16 protein-coding genes and 1 pseudogene are annotated in these 23,684 nt (G+C 65.1%); 10 read left to right on the top strand and 7 right to left on the bottom strand.

Annotated features, from left to right (window positions below; translation table 11 throughout):
* The first annotated feature begins 86 nt into the window (after positions 1–86).
* The 4 genes from ACTHL0_RS24010 (at position 87) to aroG (ending at position 8,162) form a co-directional block, all read left to right on the top strand.
* Positions 87–4,352, top strand: a complete 4,266-nt coding sequence (locus tag ACTHL0_RS24010; RefSeq protein WP_440569511.1) for a YhdP family protein — start codon at positions 87–89, stop codon at positions 4,350–4,352.
* A 79-nt stretch (positions 4,353–4,431) separates the two neighbouring features.
* Entirely contained in the window at positions 4,432–5,268 is an 837-nt protein-coding gene (locus ACTHL0_RS24015) for a carbon-nitrogen hydrolase family protein (protein ID WP_440569513.1), read from the top strand.
* Positions 5,269–5,298: 30 nt separating this feature from the next.
* Positions 5,299–6,765 (top strand): metalloprotease TldD, encoded by a 1,467-nt coding sequence (tldD, locus tag ACTHL0_RS24020; RefSeq protein WP_440569515.1) that lies wholly within the window; start codon positions 5,299–5,301, stop codon positions 6,763–6,765.
* Between the two features lie 323 nt (positions 6,766–7,088).
* Positions 7,089–8,162 (top strand): 3-deoxy-7-phosphoheptulonate synthase AroG, encoded by a 1,074-nt coding sequence (aroG, locus tag ACTHL0_RS24025; RefSeq protein WP_440569517.1) that lies wholly within the window; start codon positions 7,089–7,091, stop codon positions 8,160–8,162.
* A 205-nt stretch (positions 8,163–8,367) separates the two neighbouring features.
* Here the strand turns inward: aroG and hmpA are convergent, their stop codons facing one another.
* The gene (hmpA, locus tag ACTHL0_RS24030) at positions 8,368–9,576 is read right to left on the bottom strand and encodes an NO-inducible flavohemoprotein (protein WP_440569519.1); all 1,209 of its coding nucleotides are present in this window, start codon (positions 9,574–9,576) and stop codon (positions 8,368–8,370) included.
* A 151-nt stretch (positions 9,577–9,727) separates the two neighbouring features.
* Positions 9,728–10,282: a cob(I)yrinic acid a,c-diamide adenosyltransferase gene (locus tag ACTHL0_RS24035; protein WP_440569521.1), complete on the bottom strand. Its 555-nt coding sequence runs from the start codon at positions 10,280–10,282 to the stop codon at positions 9,728–9,730.
* A gap of 319 nt (positions 10,283–10,601) precedes the next feature.
* Between ACTHL0_RS24035 and ACTHL0_RS24040 the strand changes: the two genes are divergently transcribed.
* The 6 genes from ACTHL0_RS24040 (at position 10,602) to proC (ending at position 17,887) form a co-directional block, all read left to right on the top strand.
* Positions 10,602–12,023 carry an FAD-binding oxidoreductase gene (locus ACTHL0_RS24040; protein ID WP_440569523.1) on the top strand — a complete coding sequence of 474 codons (1,422 nt, stop codon included), beginning with the start codon at positions 10,602–10,604 and terminating at the stop codon, positions 12,021–12,023.
* A gap of 21 nt (positions 12,024–12,044) precedes the next feature.
* The gene (locus ACTHL0_RS24045; RefSeq protein ID WP_440569525.1) at positions 12,045–13,538 is read left to right on the top strand and encodes an FAD-linked oxidase C-terminal domain-containing protein; all 1,494 of its coding nucleotides are present in this window, start codon (positions 12,045–12,047) and stop codon (positions 13,536–13,538) included.
* A 161-nt stretch (positions 13,539–13,699) separates the two neighbouring features.
* A complete protein-coding gene (glcE, locus tag ACTHL0_RS24050; RefSeq protein WP_440569539.1) occupies positions 13,700–14,788 on the top strand; it encodes a glycolate oxidase subunit GlcE in 1,089 nt (362 codons plus the stop codon).
* A gap of 92 nt (positions 14,789–14,880) precedes the next feature.
* Positions 14,881–16,146 carry a glycolate oxidase subunit GlcF gene (glcF, locus tag ACTHL0_RS24055; RefSeq protein ID WP_440569527.1) on the top strand — a complete coding sequence of 422 codons (1,266 nt, stop codon included), beginning with the start codon at positions 14,881–14,883 and terminating at the stop codon, positions 16,144–16,146.
* A gap of 96 nt (positions 16,147–16,242) precedes the next feature.
* A complete protein-coding gene (locus ACTHL0_RS24060; protein ID WP_440569529.1) occupies positions 16,243–16,941 on the top strand; it encodes a YggS family pyridoxal phosphate-dependent enzyme in 699 nt (232 codons plus the stop codon).
* 133 nt (positions 16,942–17,074) lie between these two features.
* On the top strand, positions 17,075–17,887 hold the full coding sequence (gene proC, locus ACTHL0_RS24065) for a pyrroline-5-carboxylate reductase (RefSeq protein ID WP_440569531.1): 813 nt from the start codon (positions 17,075–17,077) through the stop codon (positions 17,885–17,887).
* Between the two features lie 199 nt (positions 17,888–18,086).
* Here the strand turns inward: proC and ACTHL0_RS24070 are convergent, their stop codons facing one another.
* The 5 genes and pseudogenes from ACTHL0_RS24070 to recG form a co-directional block, all read right to left on the bottom strand.
* On the bottom strand, positions 18,087–18,347 hold the full coding sequence (locus tag ACTHL0_RS24070; RefSeq protein ID WP_440569533.1) for a hypothetical protein: 261 nt from the start codon (positions 18,345–18,347) through the stop codon (positions 18,087–18,089).
* A gap of 149 nt (positions 18,348–18,496) precedes the next feature.
* Positions 18,497–19,372 carry a 4-hydroxybenzoate octaprenyltransferase gene (gene ubiA, locus ACTHL0_RS24075; protein WP_440569541.1) on the bottom strand — a complete coding sequence of 292 codons (876 nt, stop codon included), beginning with the start codon at positions 19,370–19,372 and terminating at the stop codon, positions 18,497–18,499.
* A gap of 140 nt (positions 19,373–19,512) precedes the next feature.
* On the bottom strand, positions 19,513–20,001 hold the full coding sequence (locus tag ACTHL0_RS24080; RefSeq protein WP_440569535.1) for a Dps family protein: 489 nt from the start codon (positions 19,999–20,001) through the stop codon (positions 19,513–19,515).
* 504 nt (positions 20,002–20,505) lie between these two features.
* Positions 20,506–21,465, bottom strand: coding sequence for a LysR substrate-binding domain-containing protein (locus ACTHL0_RS24085; RefSeq protein ID WP_440569537.1), 960 nt, complete (start codon positions 21,463–21,465; stop codon positions 20,506–20,508).
* 165 nt (positions 21,466–21,630) lie between these two features.
* Positions 21,631–23,684, bottom strand: a pseudogene (gene recG / locus ACTHL0_RS24090) (ATP-dependent DNA helicase RecG); the annotation flags it as partial.

Genomic DNA, 23,684 nt, shown 5'->3' on the forward strand with positions numbered 1-23,684 from the left:
GCGGGAGCGTTCGGCCGCCGTGATACCGCTGTGATACATTTCGTCGTCCGAGACGCCAAACTACCACATCCCCGATTCGCCGCAGTATGTCCGACAGCAAGGAATCCCCCGAAGCCGCCGTTGCCGGACACGCACACCAGGAACATCGGCGGTTGCGCCGAGTGCTCAAATTCGCGCTGGCCGTCGCTTTTCTGGTCTATTTCACCGTCGCCGCCCTGTTCATCGGGCTGCGCTATGTGCTTCTTCCCCGGATCGACGATTTCCGCCCGCGCATCGAAGCGCTGGTCAGCCAGCGGCTGCATGCGGACGTGCGGATCGGCAAGCTGGCGCCGTATTGGTCCGGGTTCCAGCCCGGGATCGATGTCACGGGGCTCGATATCCGCGACGCCCACGGCGATCGCGCGCTATCGGTGCCGCATGCCACCGCCACGTTGTCGTGGGGCGCCCTGCTGCGCGCCAAGCCGGCGCTGGCCAGCCTCGTGATCGAGCGCCCCGACGTGCTCGCGGCGCGCGAGCCGGACGGCACCCTGTGGGTGGGCGGCGTGCAAGTGCCGACCACCCATACCGGCAACGACACGTTCTCGACCTGGCTGCTCTCGCAACAAGCGATCGTCTTGCGCGGCGGCACGCTGCGCTGGCGCGACGCGCAGCGAAGCGCACCCGAGCTCGCATTGCACAACGTCCGGATCGCGATACTGAACCATGGCTTCGTCCACCGCGTCGCGCTGCAAGCGCCGGGCGAGGGCACACTGTTCGAGGGGCCGCTCGATTTTCGCGCCCGCTTCCGGCATACGCCGCTGGAATCGGTCGGCAAGCCGCAAAACTGGGCGGGTGATGCCTATCTGTCGACGGGCCCCGTCGATTTGCCGACGCTCGCACGCTACGTGAAGCTGCCCATCGCCACCTACGCGGGCCGCGTCGACAATACGTTTTGGGCGCGTTTCGCCGGTGGACACGTGCGCGACGCGCACGGCCGGCTGGAAGGATCGGACATCGCACTGCGCGTGCGGCCAACGCAGCCGCGGCTCGATGTGCCGGTAGCCCGCTTCGGCTGGGCACTGCAGATCGAGGCGCAGCGCGACTATCGCTTGGAGCTCACGAATCTGCTTGCCGAGCTCGGCCAACCGCCGCTGGCCGACGGAACGCCTGTCTCCCGCACGCTGGCGCTGGCGACGCTCACCGGGCACTATCGCGTCCCCACCGTCGACCACGGACAATTGATGAGCGTCACGGGGGATCGCGTGGATTTGGGCGTCCTCGCCGAATTCAGCCGCGCGTTGCCCTTGCCACGCCGCTTTCTCGACGAGCTCGTGCGCTTCGATCCGCGCGGGATGGTGGCGAACTACACGATCGCGGTCGAGCGCGCCCGTCCAGACAACGCGCTCGCCGCGAGCGAAGAACGCGTCGCCGGCAGCGCGCCCGTCGTGCGCTACCGCTTCAAGGCCGATCTGCAAGGGATCAGCTTCGCCGCGCAAGAACCCCCGCCGGGCCTTTCGCCCGCCGGCCATCCGCGCGCCGGCCTGCCCGGGTTCGAAAACCTGTGGGGCAGCATCGATGCCGACGAACGGCAGGGCACGATGACGCTCGATACCGTCAACACGGCAGTCACGATCCCCGGCGAATTCGACGATCCGCGGTTGAAATTCGATCGGATGCGCATGCGCGGAAATTGGACCGTGAGTGCGACACGCGCGCCCGGCGACGCGCATAAAGCGTTTTCGGTCATGGTGCCCGAGCTCAGCGTCGAAAACGCCGATACCGCGGGTACGGTCGCAGCGACATACACGAATCCGGGGCACGGCCGCGGCGCGCTCGATCTGAATGCGACGATCCATCGCGCCACGTTGCCGGCGATTCCGCGCTATCTGCCCACGAGCATCGGCGAACATCTGCGTCATTATTTGGGCCACGGCCTGCAGGACGGCGTCGCGCGCGAGGCCACGATCGAGGTGCACGGCGATCTCGACCATTTCCCCTACTCGCGCGATCCCAAGGCCGGCATCTTTCGCATCGTCGCGCCGTTCGCGGGCGGCACGTTCGACCCTTCGCCCTACCCGCCCAAGACGCTCAAGAACGGCACGCCGGATCTATGGCCCGCCATCGAAGGCATCGACGGGGTGTTCAAGCTCAAGGAAAACGCACTGCGCTTCGATATCGACCGCGCCCATTACAAGCGCGTCGCGATTACGCGCGTCGCAGGCCGCATCGACGATCTCGGCAGCCATGGCTCGGACCTCGTCATCGATGGCACGGCGAACGGCCCGTTGGCCGATTTGCTCGACTACGTCAATCACAGCGCCATTGCGGGCATGACGGAACACGCCTCGGACAAACTGCGGGCCAGCGGCCCGGCGCGTCTGGCGTTGACGCTCACCGTTCCACGTACCCACGAACCGCAAGTGGCCGTGGCGGGCACCGTCACGCTCGACGGCGATACCTTGGCTGCCCCGCAGCTGCCGCCGCTGGAAGCGCTCAACGGTCAAGTTCATTTCACGAAACACGCCCTGTCGCTCGAACGAGTGGCCGGGCGCTGGCTTGGCGGCGAGGTGCGCGCCGACGGATCGCTGCAGGAAACCGGCCGTTACGCATTCAATGTCGCCGGACGCATCGCCGCGGACAGCGCGCGCCAATTGGATCTGGAGGGCCCCGCGGCCAAGGTGCTCGGCCACTTGTTCGGCGCAGCGCCCTACTCGGTCAGCGTGCGCGGCGGCAAGGGCGCGTTGCCGATCGTCTCGGCCACCTCCGATCTCACGGGTCTCGCGCTCGATTTACCGGCCCCGCTCGGCAAGCCGGTGGGCGAGCCCATGCCATTTTCGTTCGAACTGCGGCCGCTCAATGCCGACGAGCGCGACAGCGCCCTCGCCAGCCATCAAGGCGAAGGGGCGCGCGCCCGTGCGGACTTGCGCCTCGGCCCCCTTCAAGCCGCGTATCTTGTTCAGCGCGGAAACCGCGACGCGGGCGAGGCCGGGTTATCGGTGCTGAGCGGCGCGATCGGATTGAACGAACCCGTGCAGCTTCCCCCGACCGGCGTCACGGCCAGCTTGACCGCCGATTCGCTCGACGCAGACGACTGGCGCATGTTCATCGCCGAGATGGGCCGCGGCTCGAATGCGACGCAACCGGCGAAGCAAAGCGCGCAAACGCAAACACCCGGACTGCCGCAGCCGCACCCCGCGCCGCCTCACTCCTCGCGCGCCGCCCAGTTCATGCCGAGCCGCATCGCGGCGCGCGTCAAAACGCTCAAGCTGATGAACCGCCAGTGGTCGAACGTCGTCGTCGATGCCACGCGCGCGGCGCCGAACTGGCAGGCCGATCTGTCCTCCGACGAAGTGGCGGGCACCCTCTCTTGGCAGCCCGCCACGGCCGACAAGCCGGGCGGGGCGCTGCGGGCGCGGCTGACGAAGGCGGCCATTCCGGTCACGGTCGGGCACGACCTGATCGGACAGCTCACACCGAGCGCGAACCAGCCGATGCCGGCGATCGATCTGGTCATCGACGATTTGACGATGCGCGGCCGCGACATCGGCCGGCTCGCCCTGAGCGCGCGCAACTTCGACGAGGACGGCGTGCCCGTCTGGCAGGTCGACAACCTGGATGTATCGAACGCCGCGGCGCACCTCGTCGCGACGGCCAATTGGCGAACCTCGCGCCGCCTGGGCGAGGCGGCCGGCGCCGCCACGCCGCGCCGTACCGTCGTGCAATTCAAGCTCGACGTGAGCGATGCGGGCGCGCTGCTCGACCGCTTCGGCCTGCCTCGCACGGTGAAGAACGGATCCGGCTCACTGGCGGGCAGGGCGGTCTGGCGCGGCGGGCCGACAGCGGTCGACTATCCGACACTCGATGGGCAGGCCACGATCGATCTGCACCACGGCCAAATCCTCAAGGTGGATCCGGCTGTCGCCAAGCTGCTCGGCGTGCTGAGCCTGCAAAGCATCACGCGCGTGCTGGCGCTGAACTTTCGCGACGTCATCGGCGAGGGGCTGCCGTTCAAGAGTGTGACGGGTACGGCGCAGGTGCGCGGCGGGATTGCGCGCACCGACGATTTCCGCGTCGTGACGGCGCCGATGCGGGCCGACCTGTCGGGCACGGTCGATCTCGGACACGAGACGCAGGATTTGAACGTAGCGATCACGCCCACGCTGAGCGCGGGGTCCGCCGTGATCGCGGCGACCGTCGTCAATCCGCTGCTGGGCCTCGGCGCGCTCGTCGCCAACGTCGCCCTCTCGCAGTCGATCTCGCGCGCCTTCGCCCACGACTATTCGGTCACCGGGTCGTGGTCGCACCCGCTCGTCGAGCGAGTCACGGCCGATCGGGGTAAGATGGCTGCTCCGGCCGGGGCGACGGGCCAGTGACGCGCAGCGGGGGCAATGCCCCAATACCTGCTTACACCGCGTCCGGCGGCAAGCCCAGGCAGCATCCGACACCGAATTCATGAGCGATCGCCCCGTCCACACGACACCGTTTCGCGTCGCCGCGCTCCAGATGGTGAGCACCCCGGAGCGCGAGCGCAATCTCGCCGACGCCGAGCGGCTCATCGCGCAGGCCGCGGCCGAGGGCGCGCAGCTCGTGCTGCTGCCCGAATACTTCTGCTTCATGGGATACAAAGACGCCGATAAGCTCGGCGTGCGCGAACCCTACGGCGACGGCCCGATCCAGCGCTTTCTCGCCGATAGCGCGCGGCGCCATGGCGTGTGGGTGATCGGCGGCACGCTGCCGCTCGCCGTGGCCGATCCGCTCGATGCCGAGCGCGTGCTCAATACCACGCTCGTCTTCGATCCGACCGGCGCCGAGGCGGCGCGCTACGACAAGATCCATCTGTTCAATTTTGAAAAAGGCACCGAATCGTTCGACGAGGCGCGCACCATCCGCCCGGGAAGCGATGTGCGCACGTTCGATGCGCCGTTCGGGCGCGTCGGGCTATCGGTCTGCTACGATCTGCGCTTTCCCGAGCTGTACCGGCGCATGGGCGATTGCGCGCTGATCGTGGTGCCTTCGGCGTTCACCTACACCACCGGCCGCGCGCACTGGGAGATGCTGCTGCGCGCGCGTGCCGTCGAAAACCAGTGCTACGTGCTGGCCGCGGCGCAAGGCGGCACGCATGAAAACGGCCGCCGCACCTGGGGCCATAGTATGTTGATCGACCCATGGGGCGAAATCGTCGCCGTGCTGGACGAAGGCCCGGGTGTCGTCGCCGGCGATATCGACCGCACACGCATCGAAGAAGTCAGGCGCAGCTTGCCGGCTTGGCGCCACCGAGTGCTGGCTTAACCCCTCTTTTCGCATCGAAGAACCGACCGCATGAACCTGATCGAACCTGGCATCCGCAATCTCGCGACCGCGAAAGACGTCCTGCTCACGCCCTACGGGCTCGACGAAGCGCGCCTGACGCGCACGCTCGCCGACATCTTCACGCATCGCGTCGACTACGCGGATCTGTACTTCCAGGCCACGCGCAGCGAAGCGTGGAGCCTTGAGGAAGGCATCGTGAAATCGGGCAGCTTCAGTATCGACAAGGGTGTCGGCGTCCGTGCCGTCGCCGGCGATCGTACGGCCTTCGCCTACTCCGACGATCTTTCCGTCGATGCGCTCGCCCAAGCCGCGCAAGCCACGCGTTCGATCGCCAAAGCGGGCGGCGGCAAGCAAAAGATCAAAGTGGCCAGCGCGCTCAAAGGCATTGCGGGCCGCGATCTTTATCTGGCGGCGGATCCGCTCGCTTCGCTCGATGCCACCGAAAAGGTCAAGCTGCTCGAGCGCATCGAGCAAATGGCGCGCAGCCGCGACACGCGCATTACGCAAGTGATGGCCGGGCTCGCGGGCGAATACGATGTCGTGCTCGTCGCCCGCAGCGATGGCGTGCTGGCCGCCGATATCCGCCCGCTCGTGCGCGTCTCGGTCACGGTCATCGCCGAGCAAAACGGCCGGCGTGAAATCGGCAGCGGCGGTGGCGGCGGACGCTTCGATTACGCTTACTTCACCGATGACGTGCTGGCCCGCTACGTCGACGATGCCGTCAAGGCGGCGCTCGTCAATCTCGAAGCGCGCCCGGCACCCGCGGGCGCGATGATAGTCGTGCTCGGCCCGGGCTGGCCCGGCGTCCTGCTCCACGAAGCGATCGGCCATGGGCTGGAGGGCGACTTCAACCGTAAAGGATCGTCGGCATTTGCGGGACGGATCGGCGAACGCGTCGCGGCCAAGGGCGTGACGGTCGTCGACGACGGCACGTTGCCGAACCGCCGCGGCTCACTGAACATCGACGACGAAGGCAACCCCACCCAATGCACAACGCTGATCGAAGACGGCGTGCTCAAGGGCTACATCCAGGACACGCTGAACGCCCGGCTGATGAAGATGCCCGTGACGGGCAACGCCCGGCGCGAATCGTACGCGGCACTGCCGATGCCGCGCATGACGAACACGTACATGCTGGCCGGCGACAAGGCCCCGCAGGAAATCATCGAATCGGTGAAGCACGGCCTTTATGCCGTGAACTTCGGCGGCGGTCAGGTCGACATCACAAACGGCAAATTCGTGTTTTCGGCCTCCGAGGCGTACATGATCGAAAACGGCAAGGTCACGTACCCGGTCAAGGGTGCGACGCTGATCGGCAGCGGCCCGGAATCGCTCAAATACGTCAGCATGATCGGCAACGACATGGCGCTCGACACAGGCGTGGGCGTGTGCGGCAAGGAAGGCCAGAGCGTGCCCGTCGGCGTCGGTCAGCCTACCCTGCGGATCGATAATTTGACGGTGGGCGGCACGGTCTGAACCCCTCCATGATGAGCGTTTCTTGCACGGAACGCTCATTTCACGCGGAATTCCCGCATTATTCGCGCCCCCGGCTTGCAGCCCCCGCTTAACCGGCGTATAAAGTGGAACGCACTTTTTTAACGAGCCTCACCCCGATCATGTCGCCGAAGTTTTATTTTTACTTCTTTTGGCATCTCAGTCCGCTGGCGGATCGAGAGGGGTGTTAGCGCGTAAAAGCGAACCCGAATTCCCGAAAAACCGCCAGCGAACCTGGCGGTTTTTTTTCGCCTCGGCATTGTTCGATCGCCGGCGAAACCCGTACCGATGAGGAGAACCGCAGCATGCCCCCGCACAATACCGATGATGTCCGTATCCGCGAGTTGAAAGAGCTGACGCCGCCCGCGCATTTGATCCGCGAGTTCGCGTGCACCGAGGCCGCCTCTGATCTGATCTACAGCACGCGGCGCGCACTGCATCGGATCCTGCACGGGATGGACGATCGCCTGATCGTCATCGTCGGCCCGTGCTCGATCCACGATACGAAGGCTGCGCTCGAATACGCGGGCCGGCTCGTCAAGGAACGTCAACGCTTCGCGGGCGAGCTCGAAATCGTCATGCGCGTCTATTTCGAAAAACCGCGCACGACGGTCGGCTGGAAGGGGCTCATCAACGATCCGTATCTCGACAACAGCTTCAAGATCAACGACGGTCTGCGCACCGCGCGTGAGCTGCTGCTCAGTATCAACGAACTGGGCCTGCCGGCTGGCACCGAATACCTCGACATGATCAGCCCGCAATACATCGCGGATCTCGTGTCGTGGGGTGCCATCGGCGCGCGCACGACGGAATCGCAGGTGCACCGCGAATTGGCCTCGGGGCTCTCGTGTCCCGTCGGCTTCAAGAACGGCACCGACGGCAACGTCAAAATCGCCGTCGATGCGATCAAGGCCGCGTCGCAACCGCATCATTTCCTCTCGGTCACGAAGGGCGGCCATTCGGCCATCGTTTCGACGGCCGGCAACGAGGACTGCCACGTGATTCTGCGCGGCGGCAAGGCGCCGAACTATGACGCGGCCAGCGTCGATGCGGCCTGCGCCGATATCGGACGCGCGGGCCTCGCCGCGCGGCTGATGATCGATGCCAGCCACGCCAACAGCTCGAAGAAGCACGAGAACCAGATTCCCGTATGCGCGGATATCGGCCGGCAAGTGGCCGGCGGCGACGAGCGGATCGTCGGCGTGATGGTCGAGTCGCATCTGGTTGCCGGCCGCCAGGATTTGCAGCCGGACTGCGCGCTGACTTACGGCCAAAGCGTGACCGATGCCTGTATCGGCTGGGACGAAAGCGTGGCGGTACTCGAAGGGCTGGCCGAGAGCGTGAAGCAGCGGCGGATCGCCCGCGGCAGCGGCAACTAACTATCGGTGTCATCCGTGCAACGGATGGGAGGCTGGCGGCGCTGAATGCCGCCGGTGGCCGAGCCGCACCGAAGGCGCGCCGAGCCGCATGAACGAACGGGCCGCCCGGCCTCGGCCGGGCGGCCCGTTGTACGTCCGAGCGGTGCGTCCGAGGACGCTTGTCGGGGCCCGCTTACACTCGTTCGGGCCCGTGTGTACTCATGAATTAAGCCAGCGCCCCGGTGCCAAACACTTCGCTATGGATACGCGCGGGATCGACGCCGCGTGCGACGAGCGCATCGCGCTGTGCCTCCATGAAGGCCATCGGCCCGCACAGGTAGTAATCGGCATCGGGCAATACCGCTTGCTCGGCCATGCGCGAGAAGTCGATGCGGCCTTCGAAGTCGTAATCGAGGCCTTGCCGATCGGTCGCTTCCACCTCTTCGTAGAACACCGCCCGCGACACATTCGCCTGCGTCGCCACCGTTTCGGCGAGCCACTCCTTAAATGCGTGGACACGCCCGTTGCGGCATGCGTGGACGAAGGCCACCCGGCGCGGGCTGCCTTCGGCCGCGAGCGTCGAAAGCATCGACATCATCGGCGTGATGCCCACCCCGCCCGAGACGAGCACGACCGGCGTCGACTTCGTCCGGTCGAGACGGAAAGCGCCCATCGGGGCCGTGACTTCGACGACGGTGCCCTCTTCCACGCCGTCATGCAGCAGCGTCGAGAGACGGCCGGCCGGCACCGCTTCGTTCCCGCCCTCGCGCTTGACCGAAATGCGCAGCCATTTGCCGTGCGGCGCATCCGAGAGGCTGTACTGCCGCGGTTGATCGACGCCGAGTTCGCCGACATAGCGCTTCACCGTGACGAACTGGCCCGGCTCGAAGCCGGCAGCCGGTGCGCCATCGGCCGGGGTCAGGTAGAACGACGTGATTTCGTCGCTTTCCACCACCTTGCGCGACACGATGAACGGACGATAGCCGCTCCACGCCGCGCTGTCATACAGCTTCGCCTCGGCACCGATCATGATTTGCGCGAGTTGCGCGTAAGCCGCGCGCCAAGCTTCGAGGGTGGCCTCGTCGACGGCGTCGCCCAGCACTTCCACCACGGACGCAAGCAGGTTTTCACCGACGATCGGGTAGTGTTCAGGGCGGATGTTCAAACTTGCGTGCTTATGCGTGATACGGCCCACGGCCGAGCCCAGCGCGCCGAGATTGTCGATGTTCGCGGCGTAGGCATAGACGGCATGCGCGAGGACGTCAGCCTGACCGCCGCTTTCCTGGTGCGTCTGGTTGAACAGGTTCCGCAGCTCGGGGCGATTGGCGAACATGCGGCGGTAGAAGTGCTTCGTGATCGTCGCGCCGTGCTGAGCAAAGACGGGGGCGGTGGCTTTGACGCGGGAAATCTGATCGGGCGTAAGGGCGGAGGTCATCGTTTTTGCGTTCCTCGTTAAGATGCATTAAGAATACATTTTAACGAGGCGCGCACTCGATTAGGCATTTTGTCGCAGGGCAGCATGCCGGGAAGCGCGCAGCCGCGAAGCGCCTGGCGCTTTCCCTTATGAAGCGTCTGCTGCGGCCGCGTTATTCGACGCGGCGCTCAGGTTGCCACAGCACGTCACTGCCGCCGCCGGCTCGATTGAGCACACGGGCGAGCACAAACAGCAGATCGGACAGGCGGTTGACGTAATGGCGCGGCGCATCGGCAACCGATTGCACGGCGCCGAGGGTGACGATCGCGCGCTCGGCGCGCCGGCATACCGTCCGGCAGACATGGGCCAGCGCCGCGGCCCGCGTGCCGCCGGGCAAAATAAACTCCTTGAGCGGCGGCAAATCGGCGTTGTAGCGCGCAAGCCAGCCGTCGAGCCGTGCCAAGTGCGCGTCCCCGATCACCGTACGGCCCGGAATGCAGATCTCGCCGCCCAGATCGAACAGGTCGTGCTGGATGGCGGTCAGCGCTTCCTGGACATCGGGGGGCAGCCCTTCCGTGAGGAGCACGCCGATCTGCGAGTTGAGCTCGTCGACATCCCCCATTGCAGCGATACGCGCGTCATCCTTGCGCACGCGGCTGCCGTCGCCGAGGCCGGTCGTGCCGTCATCGCCCGTGCGCGTCGCGATCTTGCTCAATCGGTGGCCCATCGTCGTTGCTCCTTTCTTCGCCAGCACCGCCTCGCGGCAGCGCGAATCGAACCGCAAGCCGCGCGTCGCCCGCAAACGTGAGGCGCTACACATTATAGGCGCGCCAGGAAGAACGCCGGGCGGGCTTTCCCGGCGATCGCCCGCCCCATTCAGGCGGCTCGGTGATCGGCGTAGAATGAAACCGCCTTTGAACTGAACGTTGGATTGCCGCGGCGATCGTTGCGATGAATGCGCGCGGCCCCAGCGGATTCATGTTCCATTGATCCACTACACCGGCGCGCGACACCGCACAAAGCGTTCGCGCCAGGAGACGCCATCCGTGAACCATCCCGTGCCCCCGGCCGCATTGCGCCCTCGCCGGCCGTTTCCGGCCGAATTGCTGTCCGCGCTGCGCGCGCAGTTCGGCGAGCGCGTGTCGACGTCGGAGGCCGTCCGCGCCCATCACGGCCGAGATGAATCGCCGTTCGATCCGCAACTGCCCGATGCCGTCGTGTTCGCGCACAGCACGGAAGAGGTGCGCTCGATCGTCGAGCTATGCGTACGCCACGGCGTGCCGGTCATTCCCTATGGCAACGGCTCCTCGCTCGAAGGGCAACTGCTTGCCGTCGAAGGCGGCGTCAGCATCGACTTGTCGGGGATGAACGGCATCGTATCGATCGCCCCCGAGGACATGACCGCCACCGTGCAGGCCGGCGTCTCGCGCAAATCGCTCAACGAGGCACTGCGCGACACGGGCCTCTTCTTCCCGATCGATCCCGGCGCCGATGCCAGCTTGGGCGGCATGTCCGCCACGCGGGCCTCGGGCACGAATGCCGTGCGCTACGGCACAATGCGTGAGAACGTCCTCGGGCTGACGGTCGTGCTTGCCGACGGGCGCATCATCAAAACCGGCACGCGCGCACGCAAATCGTCGGCCGGCTATGACCTCACACGCCTTTTCGTGGGCTCCGAAGGCACGCTCGGCGTCATTACCGAAGTCACGGTACGGCTCTATCCGCAGCCGGAGGCCGTTTCGGCGGCCGTCTGCGCGTTCCCGTCGATGGGCGAGGCCGTCCGCACCGTCATCGAGACGATCCAGCTCGGCGTGCCGATCGCCCGCGTGGAGTTCGTCGATGCATTGGCGATTCGCGCCATCAACCGGCATTCGAATTTCACCCTGGACGAATCTCCCACGCTGTTTTTCGAATTCCACGGTACCGAGGCGAGCGTCAAGGAACAAGCCGAGCGTGTCGAGAGTTTGGCCGGGGAACACGGCGGCAGCGGGTTTGCATGGGCGACGCGGCCCGAAGAGCGCAGCCGTCTATGGAATGCGCGCCATACGGCCTACTTCGCCATGCTGCAATTGAAGCCGGGCTGTCGCGCGGTGACCACCGACGTCTGCGTGCCGATCTCACGGCTGGCCGATTGCGTCGTCGAAACCGAGCAAGACCTGCTGGGCTCGCCGCTGCCGTGCCCTATCGTGGGCCATGTCGGCGACGGCAATTTTCATGTCGCCATGCTGATCGATCCGGCCAAGCCCGAAGAACTCGAGGAAGCCGAACGGTTGAACCGGCGCGTGGTGGAACGCGCGCTCGCGATGGGCGGCACGTGTACGGGCGAGCACGGCATCGGGTTGCACAAAATGGATTTCCTGCTTGAGGAACATGGTCTCGCGGCAGTCGACGCGATGCGCGCGATCAAACATGCGTTCGATCCTCGCAATCTGATGAATCCGGGCAAGATCTTTTCATATACGGCCTGAAGCGGCCGACGAGGGGACTTTATGAAAGCCGTTGCCTTGCCGACAGCCGAAATGCGAGCCGAACGCCAGCGCGAAGTCGTCCAGGCACTCATGGCGACGCTGCCTGCGCACTGTCTGCTCTATCGCGACGAAGATACGGCGCCCTACGAGTGCGACGGCCTCAGCGTCTATCGACAATTGCCGCTCGCCGTTGCGTTGCCCGAGACGGAAGCGCAAGTGCAACGCGTCTTGCAGATCTGCCGGCGCCTGGGCGTGCCCATCGTGCCGCGCGGCGCCGGCACCGGTCTTTCGGGGGGCGCCACGCCCATCGCGCACGGCGTAGTCCTGTCGCTTTCGCGCTTTACGAAGATCGTCAATGTCGACCCGTACGCCCGCACGGCCACCGTCCAGCCCGGCGTGCGCAACATCGCCGTGTCGGAAGCCGCCGCGCCCTACGGGCTCTACTACGCACCCGATCCTTCGTCGCAGATCGCCTGCACGATCGGCGGCAATGTCAGCGAAAACTCGGGCGGCGTTCATTGCCTCAAATACGGCCTCACGGTCCATAACGTCCTGCGCGTACGCGCCGTGACGATGGACGGGGAGATCGTCGAATTCGGCTCGCTCGCCCCCGATTCACCGGGGCTCGATCTGCTCGCGGTCATGATCGGCAGCGAAGGGATGTTCGCCGTCGTGACGGAAGTGACGGTCAAGCTCGTGCCCAAGCCGCAGACGGCGCAGGTCGTGATGGCAAGCTTCGACGATGTCGTCAAAGGCGGCGAAGCCGTGGCGGCGATCATTGCCGCCGGCATCATCCCGGCCGGCCTCGAAATGATGGACAAGCCCGCGGCGCGCGCCGTGGAGGCGTTCGTCGGCGCCGGCTACGATCTCGACGCCGCAGCCATCCTGCTATGCGAATCGGACGGCACAGCCGAGGAGGTGGCCGACGAAATTGTCCGCATCACGGCGGTGCTGCGCGAGCATGGCGCGACGCGTCTGCAGATCTCGCGCACCGAAGCCGAGCGGCTACGCTTCTGGTCCGGCCGCAAGAACGCCTTTCCAGCCGCGGGCCGCATCTCGCCCGATTACTACTGCATGGACGGTACCGTCCCACGGCGCAGTATCGGCCCGCTGCTCGCACGGATCGAAGCGATGGAAAGCAAGTACGGGCTGCGTTGCATCAATGTCTTCCATGCGGGCGACGGCAACATGCACCCGCTGATTTTGTTCGACTGCAACGAACCGGATGAGCTGCGCCGCGCGGAGGAGTTCGGCGCCGAGATTCTCGAAAGCTGCGTCGAGTTCGGCGGCACGATCACGGGCGAGCATGGGGTCGGCATCGAGAAGATCAATTCGATGTGCGTGCAGTTTTCCGAGGCCGAGCGCGAGGCGTTTTTCGCCGTCAAGCGCGCGTTCGATCCCGCCGAACTGCTCAATCCGACGAAGGGGATTCCCACCCGTGCACGCTGCGCCGAATACGGCAGGATGCATGTGCGCGGTGGCTTGCTGCCACACCCGGAGCTGCCGCGCTTTTGAATTTTATTTTTTAGACGCGGCCGGGCGCTGCGTACACGGACTTACCCCTACGCGCCCCGGCCGCGGGTTGTCTCGCCCCGCTCGGCCGGTACAATCTGTAGCGGATGGAACCAGGCATGACTTGAAGCGCTTACCGGATGAACGAAACGAAGCTCGAAGCCATGCAGGAAGAGGACATCGTGGCCTACTGGTCCGAACGGATCCGACAGGCCACGGCCGACGCGCGCCCGCTGCGTTTGCGCGGCGCCGGCACCAAGGATTGGTACGGACAACAGCTGCAAGGCGAAATACTCGATACGCGCGCGTATCGAGGCATCACCGCTTACGATCCCGCGGAGCTTGTCATCACGGCGCGCTGCGGTACGCCGCTTGCCGAAATCGAAGCGGCGCTCGCAGAGCACGATCAAATGCTGGCCTTCGAGCCCCCTCACTTCGGCCGAGCGTCGACGCTCGGCGGCTGCATCGCGGCCGGCATCGCGGGGCCGCGCCGCTCACAGGCGGGCGCCGCGCGCGATTTCGTACTAGGTGTCACGCTCATGAACGGCGCGGGCGAGGTGCTGCGTTTCGGCGGTCAAGTCGTCAAGAACGTGGCCGGCTATGACGTCGCGCGGCTGATGGCGGGTTCGCTCGGCACGCTCGGTTTGATGCTCGATCTGTCGATCAAAGTCATGCCGCGCCCTGCCGTTGAAGCCACGCTCAAGTTCGACACGAACGGCACCGATGCCGTGCGCAAGCTCAACGAATGGGGCGGCCGCCCGCTGCCGATCACGGCCAGCGCCTGGCGCAACGGCACGCTCGCTGTTCGCTTGTCGGGTGCGGAAAGCGCGGTGAAGGCGGCGCGCAATACGATCGGCGGGGAAGTCGTCGACGCGGTGGAGGCCGAGCGCTTCTGGGAAGGACTGCGCGAGCAAACCGACCCGTTCTTCGCGTCGATCCCGCCCGATGCCGCGCTCTGGCGCCTCGCCTTGCCCTCCATCACCGAACCGCTGCAACTGCCGGGCGCCCAGTTGATGGAATGGGGAGGTGCGCAGCGCTGGTGGATCACCGATACCGATGCGCAAACGGTCCGGATCAGTGCGAAGCAAGCGGGCGGACACGCGACGGTTTTCCGGGCGGGCCGCGCGTTCGATCGCAGCGTCGGCGTGTTCACGCTGCTGCCGAGCCCGCTGATGAAGATCCATCGCGGCTTGAAGACGGCGTTCGATCCCGCGCGCATATTCAATCGCGCACGCATGTATCCCGATTTTTAACGGCAACTCACGCTAACGCTGGCATCAAACGTCACCAATGAGCGCAGTGCATTCACGAACCACGCGACCGGGCAAGCGATAAAGGCGACGCGATGCAAACCCAACTCGCAGACTTCATCCGCAACACGGCCGACGGCGAAGAGGCCGATGCCATCCTGCGCAAATGCGTGCATTGCGGCTTTTGCACGGCCACCTGCCCGACCTATCAACTGCTCGGCGACGAACTCGACGGCCCGCGCGGACGCATCTATCTGATCAAGCAGATGTTCGAAGGCGGCAACGTCACCCGCAGCACGCAATTGCATCTCGATCGATGCCTGACGTGCCGCAGTTGCGAGACGACGTGTCCATCGGGCGTGCAATACGGGCGGCTCGTGGAGATCGGACGTCAGCACGTGGAAGAAACCGTGCCCCGGCCGCTGCGTCAGCGAGTGTTGCGCAGGGTGCTCGCCAGCGTGCTGCCGAACAGCGCCGTCTTCACGCCGGCGATGCGGCTCGGACAGCTCGTGCGTCCGTTTCTGCCGCGCCGGCTGCGCGACAAGATTCCGGCGCGCCAACGCTTGCTCGAATGGCCGGTGCCATCGGAACCGTTACAGGCCGGGACTGAAGCCAATCCCCCGCTTGGCACACGCCGCATGCTGATGCTTGCGGGCTGTGTGCAACCGGCGATGCTGCCGAACATCAACATCGCGACGGCGCGGGTCCTGCACGCGCTCGGCATCGAAACGGTCATCGAGCCCGAAGCCGGATGCTGCGGTGCCATTCGATTGCATCTCGGCTACCGCGACGAAGCACTGGACGATGTCCGGCGCAACATCGATGCTTGGTGGCCGCACGTGGAAGCGGGCGTGGAAGCGATCGTCATCAACGCTTCGGGCTGCGGCGCAACGGTCAAGGAGTATGGGCACCTGTTGCGTAACGATCCGGTCTATGCCGAAAAGGCGCAGCGGATAACCGATCTGTCGCGCGACGTGGTCGAGGTGCTGAGCGGCTTTGAAACGGAGCTGGCGGGACTCGCGCGCCGCCGCGGCGTGCACACGGTTGCGTTTCATCCGCCTTGCACGTTGCAGCACGGGCAGCAGATTCGCGGGGCGGTCGAGCATTTGCTGGGGACGCTCGGCGTCGAGGTGCGGCTGCCGGTCGATAGTCATTTATGTTGCGGATCGGCCGGGACTTACTCGGTCACGCAGCCGGCGATGTCCTATACGCTGCGGGATCGGAAAGTGCAGGCGCTCGAAGCGCTGGAACCGCAGATGGTCGTGTCGGCCAATGTCGGGTGTATCGCACATCTGCAAAGCGGGACGTCGATGCCCGTTGCGCATTGGGTCGAGCTCGTCGAGCATTTGATTTATGGGTGAGCTTGGCGGTATCGCGGGTGGGTCCGCGGCCAGCCAGGCCGGCCTGCCGGTCCGTATAATCCGCATGTGACTCCAGGCCCTCGCTCGCCAAGACCTATGTCCCATATCGCCGACAATCTGCAGGCGGTCCACGCCCGCATCGAACGCGCAGCCCAGGCGGCCGAACGTTCGCCCGCTTCCATCCATCTGCTCGCCGTCTCCAAGACCTTCCCGGCCGAAGATGTCCGCTCCGCCTTCGCGGCGGGCCAACGCGCTTTCGGGGAAAACTACGTGCAAGAGTCGATTTCGAAGATCGAAGCGCTCGCCGATCTGCGCGCGCAGATCGAGTGGCATTTCATCGGCCCGTTGCAATCGAACAAGACGCGCCCCGTGGCCGAGCATTTCGATTGGGTCCATTCCGTCGACCGGCTCAAAATCGCGCAACGTTTGTCCGAGCAGCGGCCCGATGCGTTGCCTCCGTTGAACGTGTGCCTGCAGGTGAACGTGAGCGGCGAGGCGTCCAAAAGCGGTATCGCCCCTGACGAAGCCCCGGGCCTCGCTCGCGCGATCGCCGCCCTGCCGAAGCTGCGGCTGCGTGGGCTCATGTCGATCCCCGAACCCGCCGGCGATCTGGATGCGCAACGGGAGCCGCATCGCATCTTGGGGACTCTGTTCGATACGCTCCGTGAGGAGGGCATGGCGCTCGATACGATGTCGATGGGGATGTCGAGCGACTTGGAAGCCGCCGTATTGGAAGGCGCGACGATCGTGCGCGTAGGCACGGCCATCTTCGGCAAGCGCGATTACTCGCATTAACGCTGGACGCGCGCTGCCGACCTTAAAACAGCTGACGCCGCACTGATAAATTGCATCCGCGCGGGTGGCAGCCAACCGATCCATCGTACGCAGCGGCCTATAATCGACCGCTGCTTTCACTCGAACACTCACCATGAAAATCGCATTCATCGGCGGCGGCAACATGGCCGCCGCACTGATCGGCGGCTTGATCAAACGCGGCGTCGCCCCTGCGGATCTCTACGCCATCGACGTCAACGAAGACGCCCGCACCCGCACGCACGATCAGTTCGGTATTGCAACGGCGGCCGCGGCCGACGAAGCGCTGCGCGGCTACGATGCCATCGTGCTCGCCGTCAAGCCGCAAGTCCTGAAGTCCGTATCGGCCTCGCTCGCGCCGCATTTGTCGACGCAGCTCGTGGTCAGCATCGCGGCCGGTATCCGCGGTGCGGATTTGTCGCGCTGGCTCGGCGGCTACACGCGTATCGTGCGCGCCATGCCGAACACGCCGGCGTTGATCGGCCAAGGCGTGACCGGGCTCGCCGCCCTGGCCGGGGTCGATGAAGCAGGCCGCACGTTGGCAACCAACGTCCTGGGCGCCGTCGGCACCACGGTTTGGTTCGACGACGAAGCGAAGATCGACGCTGTCACCGCGATTTCTGGCAGCGGCCCGGCGTACGTGTTCTATTTCATCGAAGCGCTACAAGAAGCCGCGCGTCGATTGGGGTTAGGCGAGGAAGAAGGCCGCGCACTCGCGCTCGGCACGTTCGCCGGCGCGGCTCAATTGGCCGTGCAATCCGATGAGAGCGCTTCGGTTCTGCGCGAACGCGTGACATCGAAGGGCGGCACGACGGCGGCGGCGCTCGCCGCATTCGATGCGCAAGGCGTCAAAGAGGCGATCGTGAAAGGTGCGCTCGCGGCAGATGCGCGCGCGAAGGAAATGGGCGACGAACTGGGCAACCAATAAGTCGCAGGATGAATCGGCGAGCGACGCTCAACGGGACATCGCCGATTCCCCTGCCCGCATTGATGCCCGGGTGCACAGCAAAGGCCGCTGTATCAGACCGGCAGCGTATCCGGGTGCGGCCTGAATGCTTTGCCGTTGCAGGCAAGCCCGCCGCGCGCAAGCTCCGGGCGACACCGGAGCACTCGCGGCTTTGAGCGGCTTACTGCCAGCCCGGATGCGATGCGCGGTAGTACTCGATTGCTTGAACCCGTTCTTGCTCCGCTTGGCGGGCCAATTGTTCGGCACGCGCCATATGGCCGCCGAACTGACCGCCATGCTCCTGCTGGATCAAATGCATTTCGTCGATGGCACGCTGCAAATCATGCGTCGCAGCCATCGCCTTGTTATGAAGCTCGTCGGCGAAAGCCGCGTTGGCGACAAGAAGAGCGCTCGCGAGGACGGCCAGAGTTTTGATCTTCATTTAGATGTCCTAAGTAACGGTGGTTGGGACTACTTGGCGGTTTAGACTGCGTGCTTCAAGACGAATAACGTCCGATGCGCGCTGGCCGCCTACCGCCCTCACCCAGGAATCTGTAATTTTGTATTACGCCCGCGCGAACGCGGGCCGGCTCAATGCGCAGAGAACGCGTAATGCGCCGCAATGCCGACGAACAGCACGCCACCCAGCCAGTTGTTGTGAAGGAATGCCTTGAAGCACCGCATGCGCTCGCGGCCGCGGATCAGCGTGTAGTGATACAGCGCGCAGCCGACGGCCCCCGCCCAACCCAGCCAGAACATCCAGCCGAAGTGCAGCGCGACACCGAGCGCAGCATAAATCCCGAGCGTCACCGCGTAGCAGAACATGATGGCAGCCACGTCGAACCGGCCGAACGTGAGCGCTGATGTGCGGATACCGATCTTGATATCGTCGTCGCGATCGACCATCGCGTAGGCGGTGTCGTACGCCACCGACCAAAACACGTTCGCCGCCAGCATCACCCAGGCCATCATCGGCACATGGTTTTGCACGGCTGCGAACGCCATCGGAATCCCGAATCCGAATGCAATGCCAAGATAGGCTTGCGGAATGGCGAAGAACCGCTTTGTAAAGGGATAGCTGCCGGCGACGAACAGCGCCACCACCGAAAGCTCCTTCGTCAAGCCGTTGAGCGGCAAGATCAACAAGAACGAGACGACCGACAGCCCCACTGCGATGGCGATCGCTTCCCACGCGCGAATCTTGCCGGACGTCAGCGGCCGCGACTCGGTGCGCTTCACGAAGCGGTCGAAATCGCGATCGGCGTAGTCGTTGATCGCGCAACCGGCCGAGCGCATCAGGATGGTGCCGACCACAAAAATCCCGAGCAGCATCGGCGATGGCCGCCCGTTCGAAGCGATCCACAGTGCGTTGAGAGTGGGCCACAGCAGCAGCAAGCTGCCGATCGGCTTGTCCATGCGGATCAAGCGCAGGTAAAGCGGAAGACGGGCGACGAGGGGCGCGTACATAGACAAGACGGCGAAAGACGAAAGACGAAAGGCGATCGCCGTATTGTAGAGCCGAAATGCGACGAGCCTCCCGAGGGAGGCTCGCATCACATACACGTTGCGCGGCAAGCCCGCCGCGCAACGACTGTTCGATCAGCGCATCAAGCCAGCATCGAACGCAGCATCCACGCGGTTTTTTCGTGCGTTTGCAGGCGCTGCGTCAACAGATCGGCTGTCGGCTGATCATTGGCCACGTCCGCCGCCGCGAACACTTCGCGCGCCGTGCGGGCCACAGCTTCCTGGCCTTGCACGAGCTGGCGAATCATCTCTTCCGCCGCGGGCACGCCGTCGGCTTCGGGGATCGACGAGAGCTTCGCGAAATCCTTGTAGCTGCCCGGCGCATGCACGCCCAGCGCGCGAATCCGCTCGGCGATCGCATCGACCGCCAGCGCGAGTTCGTTGTACTGACCTTCGAACATCAGGTGCAGCGTATTGAACATCGGACCCGTCACGTTCCAGTGGAAGTTATGAGTCTTCAGATACAGGGTGTACGTATCGGCGAGCAAGCGCGACAGACCATCCGCAATTTTCTTGCGGTCCTTGTCGCTGATGCCGATGTCGATTTGCACTGCGGTGTTTTTCTTTGCCATGGCGATTCCTTCCAAAGATGAAACGGCCGGACCTGTGGGCGACGGCCGGGAGAACGAATCGGCCTGCGCAGCCGACACAATTCAGTAGGGAACGAACGACCGCCAGTGTAGCGTAGGCCATGGAAACGGTGCCACATGCATGACACCGCACCCGGTAGCCGTTCACGCGCTGAGCGCGCGATCGGCAAGCAGTGAAAAGGCAGTGGCACGTGCGCCGCGCAACGAAACCCTCCACCGCGAATCCATCGCGGCACGGGGGGACGCAGCAACGACTCGCGCAATGAGTTGGGACATGACTTCCTCCACGTTGATCTCGGACGGCCGATACGCGTGACCTGTGGAGTGAAGCATAGCCTGAACTATCGAATCAAGTAATTTGATTGTCTTTATCTATTCGATAGGCCTGACTGCAAGCGCCGGAGGGCGGACCGGCCAGGGAGGGCGGCGCGCCATACTGATGGAGGGCCCGGTCCGCAGAAGGGGCCTTCCGCGCCGGGCCCTTGCTTAGTTCATGACAGCCGGCATGTCGAGCTTGCTGACACCGGGCAACTCGCAAGACGAGATCGCTTCGCTGATCGCGTCGATGGCGGGCATGCGTGTGAAGCTCTTACGCCAGGCCAGCACCACGCGCCGATCGGGGATCGGTTCGTCGAACGGCACGTAGCTCAACAGCCCCGCATCCGGCCCGCCGGCATGCGCCCGCACCTCGGGCACCGACATGCGCGGCAACACCGTGATGCCGACGCCGCTTGCAACCATATGCCGAATCGTTTCGAGCGACGAGCCCTCGAACGTCTTTTGAATCCCGTCCGCCGTTTGCGAAAACCGCATCAGTTCGGGGCAGACGCCGAGCACATGATCGCGGAAGCAATGACCGTTGCCGAGCAGCAGCATCGTTTCCTGCTTCAAATCGTTCGCATCGATCTTCTTGCGCGATTCCCACGCATGCCCGGCGGGCAGCGCGACGACGAACGGTTCGTCGTAAAGCGGGCGCACCATGAGGCCCGTTTCCGGGAACGGCAGCGCCATGATGGCCACGTCGATCTCGCCTTGCTTGAGCAGTTCGATGAGCTTGAGCGTGTAGTTCTCTTGCAGCATCAGCGGCATCTGCGGCACGGCTTTGATCATCTGCTTGACGAGCGTGGGCAGCAGATACGGGCCGATCGTATAGATGACGCCCAGACGCAGCGGCCCGACGAGCGGGTCCTTGCCCTGCTTGGCGATTTCCTTGATGGCGAGCGTTTGCTCGAGCACGCGCTGGGCTTGCGTGACGATCTGTTCGCCGATCGGCGTCACGCTCACTTCGCTCGTGCCGCGCTCGAAGATCTGGACGTTGAGTTCGTCCTCCAGCTTCTTGATCGCAACCGACAAAGTGGGCTGGCTGACGAAGCAAGCCTCGGCGGCGCGGCCAAAATGCCGCTCGCGCGCCACCGCCACGATGTACTTCAATTCAGTGAGCGTCATTGGGGGACCAATCAGAGCGTTGAAATCGATAGGTTTATCTTATACACCCGCTTCGAAGATTCGCCAACAGGGCTGCATCAACCCGATCGGATGGCCGAGTCACAGGAATGAGCCCAGGCCGCCCTGCCACGCGGGCCGGCGCCCGCCGCTTCCGCCCTCTTTTCGTTACGCCTTCAGGAACTGCTCGCGGCCGCCAAGCCAGCGGGCCAGATGCTGCAGCACGACGTCGGGATACCCGGCAATCAGATGCGCCGCGGCTTCCCGTGCCGGATCGATGAGCCAGGCGTCGTTTTCGAGGCTCGCGAAGCGCAACATCGCGGCGCCCGACTGGCGCGCACCAAGGAATTCGCCGGGCCCGCGAATGTCCAGATCGCGCCGGGCGATCTCGAAGCCGTCCGTCGTCTCCCGCATCGTCTTCAGCCGCTCGCGCGCCGTCAAGGACAGCGGATTGCTGTAAAGCAGCACGCAGACAGAAGCGGCACTGCCCCGCCCCACGCGCCCGCGCAACTGATGCAGCTGCGCCAAGCCGAAGCGCTCCGCATGTTCGATCACCATCAGCGACGCGTTCGGCACGTCCACGCCCACCTCGATGACGGTCGTGGCCACGAGCAGCTGGACGTCGTTACGCGAAAACGCATCCATGACCGCCGCCTTCTCCGCCGGCGGCAGCCGTCCGTGCACGAGGCCAACACGCAACTCAGGCAGCGCCTGCGCGAGCGTTTCGTACGTCTCGATCGCCGTTTGCAGCTGCAACGTTTCGCTTTCTTCGATCAGCGGGCAGACCCAATACACCTGCCGGCCCGTGAGCGCCGCTTCGCGCACGCGCGCGATGACCTCGTCGCGACGCGCGTCCGAAATGAGTTTGGTGACGATCGGCGTACGCCCTGGCGGCAATTCGTCGATCGTCGAGACGTCGAGATCGGCGTAGTACGTCATCGCGAGCGTGCGAGGAATCGGGGTGGCCGACATCATCAGCTGGTGCGGCTGGAACGCCGGCCCGCCTTCGGCCGTGCGGTCGGCCTTGGCACGCAGCGCGAGCCGCTGGGCGACGCCGAAGCGATGTTGTTCGTCGACGATGACGAGACCGAGCCGGGCAAACTGGACGGTATCTTGAATGATCGCGTGCGTGCCGATCACGAGCTGCGCCGCCCCGGAAGCCGCCGCTTCGATCGCCGCGCGTTTCTCCTTCGCCTTCAGGCTGCCCGCGAGCCACGCCACGGTGACACCAAGCGGCTCGAGCCAGCCGCGCAGTTTGCGCGCGTGTTGCGGGGCGTGGTTTTGGGGCGGCCCCATCCGGGCGGCCGGTTACACCAAAGCTATGGCGTGCGGGGCGCCCCCCCCCCCCACCACCGTCTTGCCGCTCCCGACATCGCCCTGCAACAGCCGCTGCATCGGGTGCGGCGCACCCATATCGGCAGCGATCTCGGACACCACGCGCGCCTGCGCACCGGTGAGTTGGAAGGGCAACGCCGCCGACAGCCGCGCGAAGAGCGTACCGTCGCCCGCGCCGCGCGGCATCGCGGGTGCCGAGCGAGCACGCCGCTCCTCATGCGCGCGCTTGAGCGACAGTTGCTGCGCGAGCAGTTCGTCGAATTTGATCCGCGTCCAGGCGGGATGGGTGCCGTCGATCAGCGCGGATTCGTCGGCGCTGGCGCTCGGGTGGTGGAGCACGCGCACCGCCTGAGCCAGCGGCGGCAGCTCGAGCGGCCGGCAATATTGCTCGACGACGCGCTCGGGCAGGATCTCGGGCAACGGCGTGCGCTCGAGGGCGTTGTCGATGGCCTTGCGCAAATACGCCTGCGAGACACCCGCCGTGCTGGGATAAACCGGGGTCAGCGCCTGTGGCAGCGGCGTGTCTTCGTCGACGGGGCGCACGGCAGGGTGCACCATCTCGAGCCCGAAGAACCCGCCGCGCACATCGCCACGCACGCGCAAACGCACGCCGAGCGCCATTTGCTTGACTTGGGAGCCGTAGAAATTCAGAAATCGCAGCGAGAGTTCGCTGCCTTCGGCGTCGCGCAGCTTGACGACGAGTTGCCGCCGGGGCCGGTAGGCAATTTCGTTATCGACGACCACCCCTTCCGTCTGCGCCATCTCGCCGGGCAGCAGTTCGCCGATCGGCGTGAGCGTCGTTTCGTCTTCGTAGCGCATCGGCAGATGCAGCACCAGATCGATGTCGCGCGTGAGGCCGAGCTTGGCCAGCTTATCGGCCGTCTTCA

It is taken from the genome of Trinickia sp. (assembly GCF_051961175.1).
Taxonomy (GTDB): Bacteria; Pseudomonadota; Gammaproteobacteria; order Burkholderiales; family Burkholderiaceae; genus Trinickia.